We start from the raw sequence: 15,168 nt of genomic DNA, 5'->3' as shown, positions 1-15,168 counted from the left end.
GGCATAAAACCATTTGATTGACGCCGATGGCTCCTCGATACCCTGGCAACACACCCCCTCTCGCGAAGGAAGTCACCGCCATGCCCGGTCCGCTCCAGATCAGCGGCTCGGTCTCGGTCCCCGAGGCCGAGCTCGGCTGGCGGTTCTCCCGCTCCTCCGGCCCCGGCGGCCAGGGGGTCAACACCACCGACAGCCGGGTCGAGCTCAGCTTCGACCTGGCCGCCACCGAGACGCTCGGCCCCGCCCTCAAGGCCCGCGCCCTCGAACGCCTCGGTCCCCGCCTGGTGAACGGGGTGATCACCATCGCCGCCTCGGAGTTCCGCTCCCAGCTGCGCAACCGCGAGGCCGCCGAGACGCGCCTGGCCCAGATCCTGCGCGAGGCGATCGCCCCGCCGCCCAAGAAGCGCCGCCCGACCAAGCCGAGCAGGGGCGCGGTCGAGCGGCGGATCGCCGCCAAGAAGCAGCGCTCCGACCTCAAGCGCCTGCGCAGAGACCACCACTAGGGCCTGTTTTGTGGATCCTCGCTACGGCGAGGATCCACAAAACAGGCCCTGGGACTCCCCGGGGGTGCGGCCCGTACGCGCCACACCGAAATCCCGGGCCCCGGTCCCCGGATGCCGGTCGCGTCGCCGGGGCGGTGGCACAATGGCCCCATGTCCGACGTCCCGAGCGTCCGCGCCGTCCTCCTCGACGACGACCGGCTGGTGGTGTTCCGCCGCACGGTCCCCGGCAAGGAGCTCTACTGGTCCATCCCCGGCGGCCACGTCGAGCCCGAGGACGCCTCCCTGGAGCACACCCTGCACCGCGAGGTCATGGAGGAGCTGGGTGCCGTCGTCTCCGGCGTCACCCCGCTGACCACCCTGGAGTGCCTGCGCGACGAGGGGGTCAAGACCCAGCACGTCTACGGCTGCCGCCTGGTCTCCATGGATCCCGCGCTGCGCTGTGGCCCGGAGTTCGACGACCCCGCCCGTGGCGAGTACGAGGTGGTGCGGCTCCCGCTCGACCCGGCCGAGATCTCCGCCATCAACCTCGTCCCCCCGGAGCTCGGCGCCTACCTCGCCGACACCGTCACCCGCCTGCCCGCCCTGATCTCCTGACCTCCTGACCTCCTGACTTCCCGCGCACGGGAGCCCCGGAGGATCAGCGCCGCTTGCGGACGTAGAGGCCGAACCACGAGTAGCCGAAGTCGTCGGTGGACTTCAGGGTGAAGTCGCGGTTGGCCATGAGGGCCAGATAGCGCTCGTCGTCCTCGACGAAGGCCCTGTTCTTGTGCTTCCTGCCGCCGGTGACCAGCCAGACGCGCTCGACACCGTCCAGGGCCGCCGTGAGCTGCGCGGCGGTTCTCGGCGTACGCCGGCCGGGCGCGTAGGTGAGGTCACGCAGGTTCCGGTACGCGTCCTCGTACACGGCGACGAACAGGCGCCTGCGTTCCTCCACGTAGAGCACGGCGTCGCCGGGGCGCTGCCTGGCCAGCAGCGTGGCCGCCATGTCACGCAGGTTGTCGGGCCGCGCGTCCGGCTCGCGGATCGTCAGGTGCGTCGGGACGGTCAGCGCCGCGACGAGGACCAGCCCGATCCAGCCCAGCGCCCGGGGCCGCAGGGCGTTCAGGCCCGCCCCCGCGAGCAGCGTCATGGCGGGGACGGCGAAGAGCACGTATCTCGGGTTGTAGACCGGATGGACCAGAGAGATCGCCATGGACACGAACGGCAGCAGCGCCCAGGGCAGCGCGACCGCCGTCAGCCGCCCCCCGGAGAACGCCCCGACGACCATGAGGGCGACCAGGAGCAGCGCCGGCCACACGTTGCCCGCGACCTGCTCCCCGAGCCAGGGCAGGTCGCCGAGATTCGGCGGCTTCAGCCACGACAGCTGGGTCTCGCGCTGACCGGCCGCCAGGAGCGCGAGCGGGGCGATCCCGGCCACGGCCACGGCCAGCGCCCCGGCGAACCGCGCGACATCGGGCCGGGACGACGACGCGCGGTACCACCACAGCACCGTCACCACGTGCGCGGCGACCAGGAGCAGGGCGTAGACGTGGAACCAGCCGAGCAGCACCAGGCAGGCCCCGTAGGCCAGATACCACCGGAGGCTCGATCGCCTCGTCGCCTCGACCAGCACCCAGGTGGCCAGGACGGCCACCGCCGTCACGATCGCGTAGCTGCGCACCTCCTGGGCGTACCGGCTCACCATCGGCAGCACGACGTAGAGTGACGCGGCGAGAAGACCCACCCCCGGGGCGGCGAGCTTCCTGCCCAGGACCGCGATGCCGTACGCGGCGGCGGCCGTGGCGACGACCGAGGGCAGGCGCATGGCCAGCTCACCGGTCGAGAACGCGGCGACCGGCCGGAGCAGGAGATAGTAGAGCGCGTGCACCCGGTCGATGCTGTCGAGCAGGTACCACAGGTCGGCGATGGGCATCGCGGCGGCCAGCGTGCTGACCGACTCGTCGCGCCAGAACGAGGGCGTGGTGATGCCCCAGAGCCCGATCAGCACCGCCGCCACCGCCGGGATCGCCTCCGGCAGGCGGGACCGGGCCCTGTTCTTTTCTACGACACCCATCACATCGCGCTATTTCACACCATTGACGCGACCGACGCGACGGCCCGGATCCCCCTGTGCGGCTCCACCACGATCCCGCCGCTCCAGTGCGCGCTCCCCGTCTTCGGCGCGGACCACCTGACCTTCTCCGACGACCGCCCCGGGGTAACCCCGCCGAGCATGCTTCGCCGGGGCTCTGGTTCAGGCGACGACGGGGCGCTTGTCCTGCGGCAGCGCCTCGATCATCGATCGAGGCATGTTCAGGGTGTCGGCGCTGACCTGGGGTGGGAGGTTGGCCATCCACTGGGTGGCCGAGATGTCCTCGAACCGGGGATTGCGGAACATCTCCAGGAAGATCAGCGGCTCGTCACCGAGGTTTTCGACGTAGTGCCCGTAGGCGAAGGGCACGTAGCCGACGTCACCCGCCCGGAAGTCGAACGTACGAGCCAACCCCGAACTCGCGAACACCCCCATCCGGCCGAAACCGGAGATGTAGTACTGCCACTCGTCATCGGTGGGGTGCCAGTGCAACTCGCGCAGGCCGCCCGGATCGACCTCCACCAGCGCGGCGGCGATCGTGGTGGCCGCCTTGAAGTTCGTGGAGTCGACGACCCGGACGGACCCGCCGGAAAAACGCTGCGGCTGCTGCGCGAGCATCCTGTGCTTGAACGTACGAGGCACGTCACCCGTGGGGCTGACGACCCGGTCGGAGTCCAGGGGAGGAGGAACCTGACCTTGGAAGATGTACTTCTCCTTCTCCGGCATGTTCGCCATCTGCTCCGGCGTCCAGCCGAAGTTCTTGGCCAGCACGCTTTTCGGGGTGTGGGCGAAGAAGTCGCTGATCATGAAGGTGGAGTTCTCCGAGAACCCGCCGTCGTCGAAGACCAGCAGGAACTCCACCCCCTCCTCCAGCGCCTGGATGTAGTGCGGCACGCCTTTGGGGAAGAACCACAGGTCGCCCTTCTCCACGTCTTCGAGGAAGTTGCGGCCCTCCTGGTCGACGGCGCCGATCCGGCAGCCTCCCTCCAGCACATAGCCCCACTCGGCCTCCTTGTGCCAGTGCAGCTCGCGGTAGGCGCCAGGGTTGAGTTTCATGTCGACACCGGCGAGCGTGGTGGCGATCGGTAGCTCGCGCTGGGTGATCTCACGGGTCCAGCCGCCCTCCTCCATCCGGGTGTGGGTCATGGCGAAGGAGAACTTCATGTTCGGGATGGTGCCGTGGTCGGTTTCCGGTGGAGTGAGCATGTCGGGGTTCTGCAGGTCCAGGTCGATGTTCCGCGGGCCGGTGTCGGTGCCACCCTTGCCGTCGCGCTGCGGCTGTGGAATTTCCGACCGCGTGGATCTGGTCATATGAGGTCATCCTTTCGAATCATTTTTCGATCACTGCTTCGACGGCATCAGGAAAAGGGAGTGGACCAATCGCCTTCCCCCCGTAGCCGCCACGGCGAGGAGAATCGCGACACATGTGAGCGTCAACGCCAGGGGAAGCCAGATGGACGCGCCGGAGAACGCGGAGCCGACGGCCAGAACGGCGAAGGCGAAAAATCTGATCCGTATCCTGGGCAGGGAAACGGGAATCACCATCTCGTACGGGGGACGATCCGCGTCGGACCTGTCGTCGTGCATCGCAAGGACCCTCGTTCGCATGACGGAACAGCGGGGGGCGGCGGTGGACAGCCAGGTACGAAGACCCACGCCGCCGTCCGGCCGGGTGTCGCGCCCGCGGTGCGACCGACGTCGGCGTTCCGGGAAACCACGTGCGCGATCGCCGCCACGAAGGCCGGTCCCGGCATGGGCGACCCGGGAATCCCTGTCTCCCCGGGTCTCACGGTGGTGGCGGGCCTCGCGAAGATCCGGGACCACATCGTCGAGGCGCCCGGCGGGGGTCATCCACGGCGGTGCGCGCCCACCTGTCCGCCTGCTCGAATCCACGGTTGCTTCGAACGACCACTGGGCTTCCTGACTCGTCATATGGGTGAGATTCTTCTACTTGAATCACCGGAATAGGCATACGAGGCCAGGAATACCCACATGGACAGAGTCGCAAAACGGTTCCACGACAAAGAAAGGAGCAAGCCAACAGCGCTGCATCGAAAACAATAATTAATCCACAGAAAGTGGATTTGTCTTGTTGTTAGCCTTAAATAGCATCGATACGGATATGGCGGACAAACGAGAAACGTCGTCACCCACACCGTATGATGACAACGAATGGGCGGCGCACCAGCGGTGACCACGCGGCCGGCCGGATCCGTGGGCTCCGGCAGAGGCCGGAGCCGGGCGAGGACGACCCGGGGGCCGTGCGGCGTGATCGACGATCACGGGGAAGGTTCACCGGTGGTCGAAGGACCGAGGGGATCGGATGTCGGCGGGAAGCTCGCCGAGGTCATGGTAGAAGGTCTGCACGTCCGCGAAGCAGTACGGGCGGAACGCGCCGTAGATATTCCTCCAGTCCGGCCTCCACAGCAGGAGGTGCTCCCGAAGCGCACTGACGACCCTGCCGTCGAGCTCCTTTCTGACGACCAGGATCGCCGGCGGGCTCGGCGCGTACTCACCGATCACCTTGGCGTTCTCAGGGTTGCGCGGTGTCATCTTCCAGACGTCCTGGAGGATCATTGTCGCCCGGATTTCCCTGGACACGACGGCGTCAACCCGTTCCTGCCAGCCCGCTACCTCCTTCATCGTGAAGAACTCGTCCAGCCTCTCGCCCATTTTGTTCAGGAGAATGGCGGGTGGGAAGTAACTCGACGAGCAGGACTCGTTCATGTATCCGTACTCCGCACCGGCGAGATCACCGATACCGCTTGCAGGATCGTCCCTGCGGACGACGAGCAGCGTGCGCTGGCCCGGTTCGCCCGTGAACTTCGATGTCGCGATCACCAGGCCGAGATAGGCTTGGTTTCCCTGAAGCATGAGCCTGCAGAAGTCCGCCCCGGGTACGTAGGCGATGTCGGGACCGTCACCGGCGAGCCGCTCGTCGATGGCGACAAGGTCGGTCGTGGCCTCCGCCGTGACGCCCGCAGCGGTGAGAATGCCCTTCAGGGGTTCCTGGTCCGTCGGAAGCCCAAGGTTCTTGTCCAGCACAAAGGTGACATTTTTCTCGGCCATGGTCCCCAACGTAGGCGGAAGATCACCAAAGCGCGGCAACAGGAATCAAAGAAGAACGCACAAAAACTCATAACAGGCGAAGTCCGGTTAGAGCGCCCGGATGTGCCGAGCGTTTGAATCTTCCTCACCGCGCCGCCGGTTCGACATGTGGAGAACAGAGGCGGCCTAGTCGATCAGCTCGATCAGGTCGGCCACCGAGTCGACCACCATGGACGGGCGGAACGGGTAGCGATCGACCTGGTCCCTGCTGACGACCCCGCTGAGCACCAGGATCGTGTGCAGCCCGGCCTCCATGCCGGAGACGATGTCGGTGTCCATCCGATCGCCGATCATGGCGGTGCTCTCGCTGTGGCCGTCGATGGCCCGCAGCGCGCTGCGCATCATCATCGGGTTGGGCTTGCCCACGAAGTAGGGCTCCACCCCGGTCGCCTTGGTGATCATCGCGGCGACCGCGCCGCAGGCGGGCAGCGACCCCTCGTTCGACGGCCCGACCGGGTCGGGGTTGGTGGCGATGAACCGGGCACCGCCCTCGATGAGCCGGATCGCCCGGGTGATCTGGGTGAAGCTGTACGTGCGGGTCTCGCCGAGGACCACGTAGTCGGGGGCGATGTCGGTCAGGACGTAGCCGATCTCGTGCAGCGCGGTGGTCAGCCCCGCCTCCCCCACCACGTACGCCGAGCCGCCGGGGCGCTGGCCGTCCAGGAATCTGGCCGTGGCCAGCGCGGAGGTCCAGATCGACTCCGGCGGGATCTCCAGACCGGCCGCGCGCAACCGTACGGCCAGGTCGCGCGGGGTGTATATCGAGTTGTTGGTCAGCACGAGGAAGCGCTTGCCCGACTCGCGCAGGCGTCGGATGAACTCGTCGGCACCGGGCACCGGATGTCCCTCGTGGACGAGAACCCCGTCCATGTCCGACAGCCAGCACTCGATCGGCTTGCGCTCGTCCACCGTTCTCCCCTGTTTGGGCCGGGTACGTACCGGAACAAGGATGACAGGGCCGGGCCGGACACGCGTCATCAGATCCGTACATCAGAACATCGCGGAGATGAACGGTCGTCCACGCGGGCCTCCGGCCACCGCGCGGCCCTTCATTGACCGGTTCCCGCACGCCGGGGCCGTGGCCGGGGGCCCAGGTCAGGGCGCGAGTGCCTCCAGCGCGACCTCCGCCCTGCACATCGACTCGCCGGGGTCGGCGTCGGGCGACCCGATCTCCGGGTCGAAGTTGAGGTCGTGGAAGACCTCGGTGACCCCCTTGGCCGCGAGCTCGTCGACGTCCCGCCTGATCTCCTCGAACGAGCCGGTCAGCGGCTCGCGGCCGGGCGCTCCCGACGGGCGGACCCGGGTGACGCCTCGGGTGACGAAGCGCAGCGCCTCGGGGTCGCGCCCGGCGGCACGGGCCGCCTCCTTGACGATGGAGATCCTCTCGCCGATGCGGCCGAGGTCCTCGCGGCTCGAACTGATCCAGCCGTCCGCCAGCCGCCCCGCGCGCCTCAGCGCCACGTCGGCGGAACCGCCCAGCAGGATCGGCGGCGCGACGGGCGGCCGGGGGCCCTGGTGCGCGGGGGGCAGCTCGTAGAACTCGCCCTTGTGCTCCACGGTCTCCTCCGTCCACAGGCGCCGCAGCAGCGGGACGTACTCCTCCGCGCGCCGCCCGCGCCGCTCGATCGGCACCCCGGAGGCGACGAACTCCTCGGGCAGCCACCCCAGCCCGAACCCCGCGTCCAGCCGCCCGCCGGAGACCGACTGCAGGCTCGCCAGCTGCTTGGCCATCAGCGCGGGCGAGGCGAACGGCAGGTTGAGCACCGCCACCCCCAGCCGGACGCGGCTCGTCAGGCCCGCCAGGTAGGCGAGCGTGACCACCGGGTCGTGCACGTCGCGGTAGGCCGGGCCCATGGGATGGCCCTGCGGGTAGAGCAGGCGCTGGAAGGTCCACAGCTCGTGGTAGCCGAGATCCTCGGCGCCTCGGGCGACCCGCGCCATGTTGCCCGGCGTCGCCCAGGACCCCGACATCGGCACCGCGAAACCAATCCTCATACCTCGCACTTTATTCCGCCGGTGGGCGGGAGCGCCGACCGGTGGTTCACTTGCCGGATGGACAGCGAGGACCTGATCGACGAACTGCGCCGGATCGGCGCCCGGTACGGCGGTGTGCCCGGCACGGTCCTGCCGACCAGGCCGGACGTGATCATCGTGCGGGCCGGTTCCGTGGTGGTCAAGGCGCACGCGCCGGGCGCGGAACGGGAACCGCTGGTGGAGCGGATGCGGGCCACCGCGCACCCGGCGCTGCGCGGGATCATGCTCGAACCGGTGACCGAGGAGGTCATGACCGCCGGGGACCGGCTGGTCACCGTCTGGCCGGCCGGGACGCCGGTGGACCACGCGGATCCGGACGCGGCGCCCTGGGAGGCCGCCGCCCGGCTGCTGGCGTGGCTGCACGCCGTACCGGCGCGGGCGCTGCCCCCGCTGCGGGCCGCGGGAGGACCGGCGCGGGTGGCCTCGACCGTCGCCCGCCTGGGCGACCGCTCCGCCGCCGCGCTGACGGTGCGCCGGGCCTTCACCTGCCTGCCCTCCCCCTCCTCACCCGCCGGTACGAACTCCGCCGTCGTGGCTCCCGATGGCTCCCCCGGTACGGCTCCCGGTGACTTTTCCGGTACGGCTGCTCCCGGCCTGACCCACGGCGACTGGCACATGGGCCAGATGGTCCGCGCGCCGGACAGGTGGATCCTCATCGACGTCGACGACCTGGGCCTCGGCGACCAGGCCTGGGATCTGTCCAGGCCCGCCGCCTGGTTCGCGGCCGGACTGCTGGAGCCCGAGGTGTGGAACCGCTTCCTCGGGGCCTACCGCGCCGAGGGCGGGGTCGCCGTCCCGCCGGACGGCGACCCGTGGGGACGGCTGGAGATTCCGGCGCAGGCGATGACCGTGCAGCTCGCGGCGGCCGCGGTGGCCGCCGCGGAACGGGCGGGGCGTGCGCTGGACGAGGTGGAGGAGATGCTGGTCGAGTCCTGCCTGAGGATTGTCCGGCATCGAAGCGCCTGCCATAGTGTGCCCACGCAGTAGGTTGTGGTTACTCGGTTACCACGCCAGAACAAGGAGACCAGCCAGATGCAGTGCCCCAAGTGTCGGGGCGCCATGCGCACCTATGAGCGCAACGGCGTCCACATCGACCAGTGCGAGAGCTGTCGCGGAATCTTCCTGGACTACGGCGAGCTCGAGACGCTGACCCGCATGGAGAGCCAGTGGTCGCAGCAGTCCCACGCAGCTCCGCCGCCTCCCCCGCCGCCGCCCGTGCACGGCGCTCCCGGTTACGGCGCTCCCGCCTGGGGTGCACAGCACCACGGCCACTACGGTCACCACCGCCAGCGCAGCTGGGTCGGGATGCTCTTCTCGACCTGATCTCGACCTGATCTCGACCTACGTCTCGACCTGATCGACCGAGGCGACACCGAGACCGCGGCCTCGTCACGAGGTCGCGGTCTTCGCGTTCCCGGCGCCCCCGGCTCGCGGCGCCCCCGCGGCCTGGCGACCCTGCGGTCTCGCAACCCCGCGACCCCGCGGTCTCGTGGCCTCGCGGCCTCGCGGCCTCGCGGCCTCGCGGCCTCGCGGGAGGAGCGTCGCCCCGACGGGAAGGACGCCCCTCCGCCCGGCCACCGGCGAGGAGCGCGTCAGGTGGGGAAGTCGCCCGGCTTGACCTTCTTGGGCTTCACGGTGCCCCCGCTCACCGCGTGCAGGGTGATCGTCCAGTCGGTCCAGCGGATCTGGGTCGCGGTGTGGGTGGTCTTGAACCGCACGGTCTTGCCGAACTGCTCGAAGGTGCACGACCGGGTGAAGGTGCGTGCCTTCGCGTCCCAGTCCTCGCCGAGGGTGTAGTAGATCTTGTAGCTGCCGTCCCGCACGCCCCGGATCTTGAAGTTGGACTTCCTTCGGACGTACACGGTGATGGCCTTCTTCTTGCCGCGCACCAGGACGACGACGGCGTCCTGCTTGGTGCCGTTGCGCAGTTCGAGGTAGGCGCGGCCCGGACGCCCCTCGGAGGCGATGAAGCTGCCGTTGGACAGCCGGCGGTCGCGCTCCTTCACCGCCTTGACCGGGATGACGCTCGCCGGATACCCGCTCAGCGTCTTGGCGACGTCTTCCACGTCGGACAGCTGGTCCGCCTGGGCCATGCCGGTCAGCACGGCCGGGCCGGTGCACACCCGCTGCTCCTCGGCGTCCTGAAGGGCGGTGTCGAAGGAGGTCCGCAGCCGGCCCAGGGCCTCGACGTAGCTGTCGTGCTGGGCCTTCACCTCGGCGGGAGGAGCCAGGGCGGACAGCCGGGTCACCGCGCCCTCCACCGCGCCGGAGGTCTTCTGCAACTGCTTGCCGAGGGTCTTCAGCCCGCCGGTCGCGGCCAGCTTCTTCACCTCGGCGCGCACCGGGCCGCGCGCCTCCTCCAGCTCGGCCCGGTATTCGTCGGGCGTCAGCGTCGCGGCGGCGGGTGAGGAGACCGGGCCGCCGGACCTCTGTCCCGTCCCCACCGTGCCACCCGCGGTGGCCGGGCCGACCACGGGCTCACCCGGGGACGAGGTGCAGGCGGTCAGGGCCACCAGGGTGACCATGGCACAGGCGAGCAAACGGGGGGAAGTCACCTGCACAACTATCGCCGGATCGATCACTGGGCGTCAAACAGTGCCGGAGAATCGGCAATCTCTGACAGCGCCCCCTCCCGGCCCGCGCGCAACCGCCGGGTGACGCGATCGATCCCGGGACCGACAGACCGGGAGCGACAGACCGGGAGCGACAGACCGGGAGCGACAGACCGGGAGCGACAGACCGGGAGCGACAGACCGGGAGCGACGGCGAACACGGCCGGGACATCGAAACGACAGACCACGGCCGACGGCGGACGCGGCCGGGACGTCACCCGGAAGGTCAGCCGGCCGGTCGGATCACGAGGAGCGACCGCGGGCGCTTGGTGAACTCCACCTCGCCCGTGACCGTGAACGTCTCACCGTCGCGTGCCAGCGGCAGCCGTCCCGAGGGCGCGGAGACGCGCAGCGTGTCGGCCTGCCACTGCTGGTAGTGGCGTGACAGCTTCACCCGTCCCGCCAGCAGGCTGAGGAACACCCGCAGCCGGGGCAGCCGGTCGGCGGCGCCGAGCACCCGGATGTCCAGCAGGCCGTCCTCCAGACGCTGCCGCCTGGCGGGGGCTCCGCCGCGCGCCTCGTAAAGGCAGTTGCCCACGAACACCATCCAGACGCGCCGGGGCACACCGTCCACGACGAGATCGACGGGTTGCGCGCCCCCCGGGCCGAGCACCTCGGCCATCGCCCAGAACAGCGCGGGCCACTTGCCGATCCGGCTCTGCCGCCGCTCCCTGCGCTCCACCAGCGCCGGGTAGACGCCCACGCTGGCGGTGTTGACGAACGTCCGGCCCGCGACCTCACCGACGTCGACGGCCACGAGGTCGCCGCTGTGGTAGGCCGTCACGGCCTCGTCCGGGGTCTCCACCCCGAGCGCGCGGGCGAACTGGCCGTGCGTGCTCGCGGGAACGACCAGCAGCGGGGTCGCCCCGCCCGCCGTCTCCTGGGCCGCCAGGTTGACCACGGTGTCTCCCCCGGCCACCGCGAGCACCTTGGCCCGTGAGGCGGCGTCGCGCACGGCGGTTCCGAGGTCGTCGCCCGGTGCCACCTCGACGACCTCGGCCCGGGGGAAGGCCGCGCGCAGCGCCTCGGCCGTTCCCGTGACGGCGTCGGCGGAGCCGTCGACCACGGCGATCGCCCCCTCGCCCTCCGGGTCGAGCCGCGCGGACGGTGCCGTGAGGGCGGCGCGCGCCTGCCCCGCCTCACCGGCGTCGGGCCAGATGCGACGGGTGATCAGCCCCGCCGCCACCCCGATCCCGGCTCCGGCGAGCACGTCGCCGGGATAGTGCACGCCGGTGTAGACGCGGGAGAAGCAGACGGCCGCCGCGAGGAGCGCGACGGGGACCGCGACCGTGCGGGGCGCCTCCAGGGCCACGGCCGCGGCGAAGGCTCCGGCCGAGGCGGAGTGTCCCGAGGGGAACGACGCCGACGCGGGCATCTTGATCAGCCGGGCGAGCGGGAGCCCCTCGGCCGACGGCCTGTTCCTGCGGAAGGCCTGCTTGCCGACCAGGTTGACCAGCGGGCTGGCGAGGCTGACCGCGAGCAGTCCCCTGGTCGCGGCCCGGCGCAGGGGCCGCCGCCCGCTGACCGCCAGCGCCCCGGCCACCCCGGCCCACAGGAGCGAGTTGTCGGCCGCGCGCGACAGCGCGGGGACGACACGTTCGAGACCGGGCAACCTCGCGCCCGCCACCATGGCGAACACCCGCCGGTCCAGCCTGCTCAGCCGCGAGCCCAACCGCATGCGCCGCACCCTCCTGCGATGACGAAAAAGCAATGACAAAAAGCAATGACGAACCACAACGGCCAACCGCCACGACGAACGCGCGGACAGCCATTCGATTCTGCCGCGTACCCCCGCGCCCGGGGCGTTTCCGCCGCTCCCATAGTTCTCACCGGAACGGCGCCGACGACGCCCGCCGCGCCCCGCTACTCGTCCGCGGCGCCGCCCGCCGGGAAGGGGGCCACCGGCCGGTGGCCCCTCGCGGCGAGTTCGGCCTCGATCGCGGCGCAGACCGTCTCCGCGACCGTGACGCGGGCCAGGCGCTTGTCGTCGCCGGGGACCACGTACCACGGCGCCTTCTCGTGGTCGGTACGGGCGAGCATCTCCTCCACCGCGGCCTCGTACTGCGGGCGCTTCTCGCGGTTGCGCCAGTCCTCGTCGGTGAGCTTCCAGGCCCGGAGCGGGTCACCGGCCCGATCCTGGAAGCGCCTGAGCTGCTCCTCCTCGGAGACGTGCATCCAGAACTTGACCATGATCATGCCCTCGGCGGCGAGGGTCCGCTCGAACTCCACGATCTCCCCGTACGCGCGGGACCACTGCTCCTCGGTGGCGAAGCCCTCGACCCGCTCCACCAGCACCCGGCCGTACCAGGAGCGGTCGAGCACCGCCATCCCGCCCCAGCCGGGCAGGACCGGCCAGAACCGCCACAGGAAGTGGTGGCGCTTCTCGTCGTACGTCGGCGCCGCGAACTGGGAGACGCGGACGTGGCGCGGGTCCAGCGGGCGCACCAGCCGCTTGATGGCCCCTCCCTTGCCCGAGGCGTCCCAGCCCTCGAAGACCACGCACAGCGGCGGGCCGATGCGCTGCTCACCGACCTGGCCGCCGAGGGTGAGCCGCAGGCGGAGCAGGCGGTCCAGCGCGGCGTCGAGGCGCTCGGAGGCGTCCTTCTTGGAGAGCTTCTGCGAAAGGTCGACCTCAGACAGGCGGTTCATGCCGACAAGCCTCGCATGTCCGTACCCGCCGCAGTGCCGTCAGGCCAGGCGGCCCCGGTAGATCTCCCTGGCCCGGCCGATCAGGACAAGGTGGTCGTCGAGCTGCCCGGCGGTCTCGAAGGTGCCCTCCTCACGCAGCAGCGTCTCCAGGGTGTCCAGCCACTCCAGGCACCAGCCGACGTCCTCGGCCCTGGCCACGTGACGGCCGCCCACGTCGAGGTAGACCGGGCTGGTGTGGGCGTACACCTCGCCGGTGAAGGACCGCTCGTGCGGGCCGCCGGTGGCGACGGCGACGACGTAGGTGGGGTCGCCGACGGTCAGCTCGGCGGTCAGCTCACCGGGCGGCCCCTCGGCCAGCACGCCGTCGGCGGTGCGGATCTCCAGCCGCTCCACCTCCGGGCCGACCGACCTGACGGTGATCGTGATCCGCTCGCCCGGTGACAGGTCCAGGGTGGCGCCGGGGCCGTGACCGGCGACCGACAGCTCCAGCCAGGGTCCCGTGGTGCCGAAGGTACGGCCCCGCCTGACCGCCTCGGCGAACGACGCGGCGGTCAGCGGCCCGTCCACCCTGGCGTAGACGCGCGCCCAGCCGGGCGGGTTGGACTGGTTTCCCCGCCGGGCGAAGGAGACCATCGCGTCGGTGCCCGCGGTGACCGCGACGCGGTTGCCCGCCCCGATCAGGCGCCGGTAGACGGCGGCGGTCGCGGTGATCGAGGTCTGGCTGAGCACGTCCAGGGTGTCGACGAGGCCGAGTGCCGCGTCGGCGACGATCTCCCGGGAGGAGCAGTTGCGCCCCCACTGCAGCGCCTTGTCCGGAGCGTCGGTGTCGGCGAACGGATTGTGGAAGGGGTGGCTGTAGCCGGTGACGGCCCCCAGGCCGCGGAGCTCCTCGCAGGCGACGCTGTTGGGCGGCCAGTCGGCGGTGCCGAGGAAGCCGGTGTGGAACCGCGAGGGCGGGGCCGAGACGCCGAAGGCGTAGAGGTGACCGAGCAGGTCGTTGCGGTACTCGACGCCGATCCTGGCCACGTGGGAGGCGTCGGACCAGGGCAGGTCCCGCCCGGCCCAGTGTTCGAGCGCCTCGGAGTCGTAGACCCGCTCGGAGGAGACGTTCCCGGCGACCAGGTTGAGGACGTGCAGGTCCTCGCCGTGCTGCATGATCCCCGCGAGTTCTGGCGTGCCGACCATGTCGCCCGCCCAGTTGAGGTGGACGTGCATGTCGCCGCCGTACCAGCCGAGGGCGGCCGCGTCGTAGAGCCGTTCGGGGGTCAGCTCGACGAGGGTCTCCCCGCCCGGCTCCGGGGTGACCGTGACCTGGGCGGAGCCGTACTCCATGCCCCTGGACACCCGCACGGTCAACGTCTCGGCCGGGACGTCCAGGACCAGGTCGTCGCCGTGGAAGTAGGGCGTCACGTGGTAGTCGTGCCGGTCGGGGGCGCCTTCGGGGTACCAGCCCTGGCCGTGCTCGCCGTACACGCTCCACTTGCACGGCATTCCCGCGCGCACCCGCAGGCGGGCCGAGGGGGCGGTGCGGGTCAGGGGCGACAGGTCGACCGGTACGCCGTCGGCGACCACCTCGCTCCGGCTCGTGATCTTGATGAGCCGGGCGCCGCCGGGACCGACCACGTGCGCCCGCCCGTCCACCAGCACGGTGGCGGGCCCGGGTCTGGTGGAGTCGACCAGCAGCGTCGTGCGCAGGGGCCTGCCGTCCAGCACGACCTGTGCCCGCGCCCGCACCTCGGCGCCCTCCTCGGTGAGGCGGAGCGCGGCGAGGTTGTCGAGCACCCTGCCCGCGAGGACGCCGCGGACGACCTCGTCCATGTCCAGCTCGTCGAGCCGGTTCCTGAGCTCCTCGAACGGCGCCCCGGGGTAGCGGGCGCCGAGCATTCCGTAACAGACCTCCCAGAAGCTCGTCGTGCCCATCAGGTAGGCGTCGGTGGCCATGGACTTGACGTAGAAGATGGGATCCTCACCCCAGGTGACGCCGTGCTTGTCGAGCAGCGCCCGGTATTCCCCGAGCGCTCGGGCGACGCTGAGCGGCATGGTCGGATCGTCACACATAGGTCTCCCCGCACGTGGAACGCCAGATGATCGCGGCTATCGTGGCACGCCGGGCACAGACCGTCGCGGGTAGAAGTCCAGTGGTGAGGGATTCGTCCCTATCGGAGGGACAAAAACGCTCCCGGGACGGTGA

13 protein-coding genes are annotated in these 15,168 nt (G+C 70.5%); 4 read left to right on the top strand and 9 right to left on the bottom strand.

Annotated elements, in window-relative coordinates:
* The first annotated feature begins 80 nt into the window (after positions 1-80).
* Together arfB and ABD817_RS16025 are read left to right on the top strand one after the other, a co-directional pair.
* Positions 81-503 (top strand): alternative ribosome rescue aminoacyl-tRNA hydrolase ArfB, encoded by a 423-nt coding sequence (gene arfB / locus ABD817_RS16030; RefSeq protein ID WP_344918708.1) that lies wholly within the window; start codon positions 81-83, stop codon positions 501-503.
* Positions 504-653: 150 nt separating this feature from the next.
* Positions 654-1,097, top strand: coding sequence for an NUDIX hydrolase (locus ABD817_RS16025; RefSeq protein ID WP_344918707.1), 444 nt, complete (start codon positions 654-656; stop codon positions 1,095-1,097).
* A gap of 43 nt (positions 1,098-1,140) precedes the next feature.
* Here ABD817_RS16025 and ABD817_RS16020 read toward each other — a convergent pair whose 3' ends face one another.
* The 5 genes from ABD817_RS16020 to ABD817_RS16000 form a co-directional block, all read right to left on the bottom strand.
* Positions 1,141-2,556, bottom strand: a complete 1,416-nt coding sequence (locus ABD817_RS16020) for a glycosyltransferase family 39 protein (RefSeq protein WP_344918706.1) — start codon at positions 2,554-2,556, stop codon at positions 1,141-1,143.
* Between the two features lie 180 nt (positions 2,557-2,736).
* Complete coding sequence (locus ABD817_RS16015; protein WP_344918705.1) at positions 2,737-3,885, bottom strand: oxalate decarboxylase family bicupin; 1,149 nt, start codon at positions 3,883-3,885, stop codon at positions 2,737-2,739.
* A 981-nt stretch (positions 3,886-4,866) separates the two neighbouring features.
* The gene (locus tag ABD817_RS16010) at positions 4,867-5,643 is read right to left on the bottom strand and encodes a phosphate/phosphite/phosphonate ABC transporter substrate-binding protein (protein ID WP_344918704.1); all 777 of its coding nucleotides are present in this window, start codon (positions 5,641-5,643) and stop codon (positions 4,867-4,869) included.
* A gap of 165 nt (positions 5,644-5,808) precedes the next feature.
* Positions 5,809-6,591, bottom strand: coding sequence for an HAD-IIA family hydrolase (locus ABD817_RS16005; protein ID WP_344918703.1), 783 nt, complete (start codon positions 6,589-6,591; stop codon positions 5,809-5,811).
* Between the two features lie 186 nt (positions 6,592-6,777).
* A complete protein-coding gene (locus ABD817_RS16000) occupies positions 6,778-7,677 on the bottom strand; it encodes a TIGR03619 family F420-dependent LLM class oxidoreductase (RefSeq protein WP_344918702.1) in 900 nt (299 codons plus the stop codon).
* Between the two features lie 57 nt (positions 7,678-7,734).
* Between ABD817_RS16000 and ABD817_RS15995 the strand changes: the two genes are divergently transcribed.
* Positions 7,735-8,703, top strand: coding sequence for an aminoglycoside phosphotransferase family protein (locus ABD817_RS15995; RefSeq protein ID WP_344918701.1), 969 nt, complete (start codon positions 7,735-7,737; stop codon positions 8,701-8,703).
* A 45-nt stretch (positions 8,704-8,748) separates the two neighbouring features.
* Positions 8,749-9,039 (top strand): TFIIB-type zinc ribbon-containing protein, encoded by a 291-nt coding sequence (locus tag ABD817_RS15990; protein ID WP_344918700.1) that lies wholly within the window; start codon positions 8,749-8,751, stop codon positions 9,037-9,039.
* Between the two features lie 269 nt (positions 9,040-9,308).
* Here the strand turns inward: ABD817_RS15990 and ABD817_RS15985 are convergent, their stop codons facing one another.
* The 4 genes from ABD817_RS15985 to ABD817_RS15970 all read right to left on the bottom strand — a co-directional run bounded on the left by ABD817_RS15985 (position 9,309) and on the right by ABD817_RS15970 (position 15,017).
* A complete protein-coding gene (locus ABD817_RS15985) occupies positions 9,309-10,271 on the bottom strand; it encodes a hypothetical protein (RefSeq protein WP_344918699.1) in 963 nt (320 codons plus the stop codon).
* A 283-nt stretch (positions 10,272-10,554) separates the two neighbouring features.
* Positions 10,555-12,006 carry a bifunctional phosphatase PAP2/diacylglycerol kinase family protein gene (locus tag ABD817_RS15980; RefSeq protein ID WP_344918697.1) on the bottom strand — a complete coding sequence of 484 codons (1,452 nt, stop codon included), beginning with the start codon at positions 12,004-12,006 and terminating at the stop codon, positions 10,555-10,557.
* A gap of 185 nt (positions 12,007-12,191) precedes the next feature.
* Positions 12,192-12,977: a polyphosphate kinase 2 family protein gene (locus tag ABD817_RS15975; RefSeq protein ID WP_344918696.1), complete on the bottom strand. Its 786-nt coding sequence runs from the start codon at positions 12,975-12,977 to the stop codon at positions 12,192-12,194.
* A gap of 39 nt (positions 12,978-13,016) precedes the next feature.
* Positions 13,017-15,017 carry a CehA/McbA family metallohydrolase gene (locus ABD817_RS15970; protein WP_344918695.1) on the bottom strand — a complete coding sequence of 667 codons (2,001 nt, stop codon included), beginning with the start codon at positions 15,015-15,017 and terminating at the stop codon, positions 13,017-13,019.
* Positions 15,018-15,168: the final 151 nt, after the last annotated feature.

Source organism: Streptosporangium oxazolinicum, assembly GCF_039537505.1.
Classification (GTDB): Bacteria; Actinomycetota; Actinomycetes; order Streptosporangiales; family Streptosporangiaceae; genus Streptosporangium; species Streptosporangium oxazolinicum.
The sequence above is the reverse complement of the archived record's forward strand: the minus strand, read 5'-3'. Positions and strand labels throughout refer to the sequence as shown.

Bases quoted from the DNA above. Each gene is read 5' to 3' on its own strand.
- arfB (WP_344918708.1), top strand. From the start codon at position 81: ATGCCCGGTCCGCTCCAGATCAGCGGCTCGGTCTCGGTCCCCGAGGCC.
- ABD817_RS16025 (WP_344918707.1), top strand. From the start codon at position 654: ATGTCCGACGTCCCGAGCGTCCGCGCCGTCCTCCTCGACGACGACCGG.
- ABD817_RS16020 (WP_344918706.1), bottom strand. From the start codon at position 2,556: ATGGGTGTCGTAGAAAAGAACAGGGCCCGGTCCCGCCTGCCGGAGGCG.
- ABD817_RS16015 (WP_344918705.1), bottom strand. From the start codon at position 3,885: ATGACCAGATCCACGCGGTCGGAAATTCCACAGCCGCAGCGCGACGGC.
- ABD817_RS16010 (WP_344918704.1), bottom strand. From the start codon at position 5,643: ATGGCCGAGAAAAATGTCACCTTTGTGCTGGACAAGAACCTTGGGCTT.
- ABD817_RS16000 (WP_344918702.1), bottom strand. From the start codon at position 7,677: ATGAGGATTGGTTTCGCGGTGCCGATGTCGGGGTCCTGGGCGACGCCG.
- ABD817_RS15995 (WP_344918701.1), top strand. From the start codon at position 7,735: ATGGACAGCGAGGACCTGATCGACGAACTGCGCCGGATCGGCGCCCGG.
- ABD817_RS15990 (WP_344918700.1), top strand. From the start codon at position 8,749: ATGCAGTGCCCCAAGTGTCGGGGCGCCATGCGCACCTATGAGCGCAAC.
- ABD817_RS15980 (WP_344918697.1), bottom strand. From the start codon at position 12,006: ATGCGGTTGGGCTCGCGGCTGAGCAGGCTGGACCGGCGGGTGTTCGCC.
- ABD817_RS15975 (WP_344918696.1), bottom strand. From the start codon at position 12,977: ATGAACCGCCTGTCTGAGGTCGACCTTTCGCAGAAGCTCTCCAAGAAG.
- ABD817_RS15970 (WP_344918695.1), bottom strand. From the start codon at position 15,017: ATGCCGCTCAGCGTCGCCCGAGCGCTCGGGGAATACCGGGCGCTGCTC.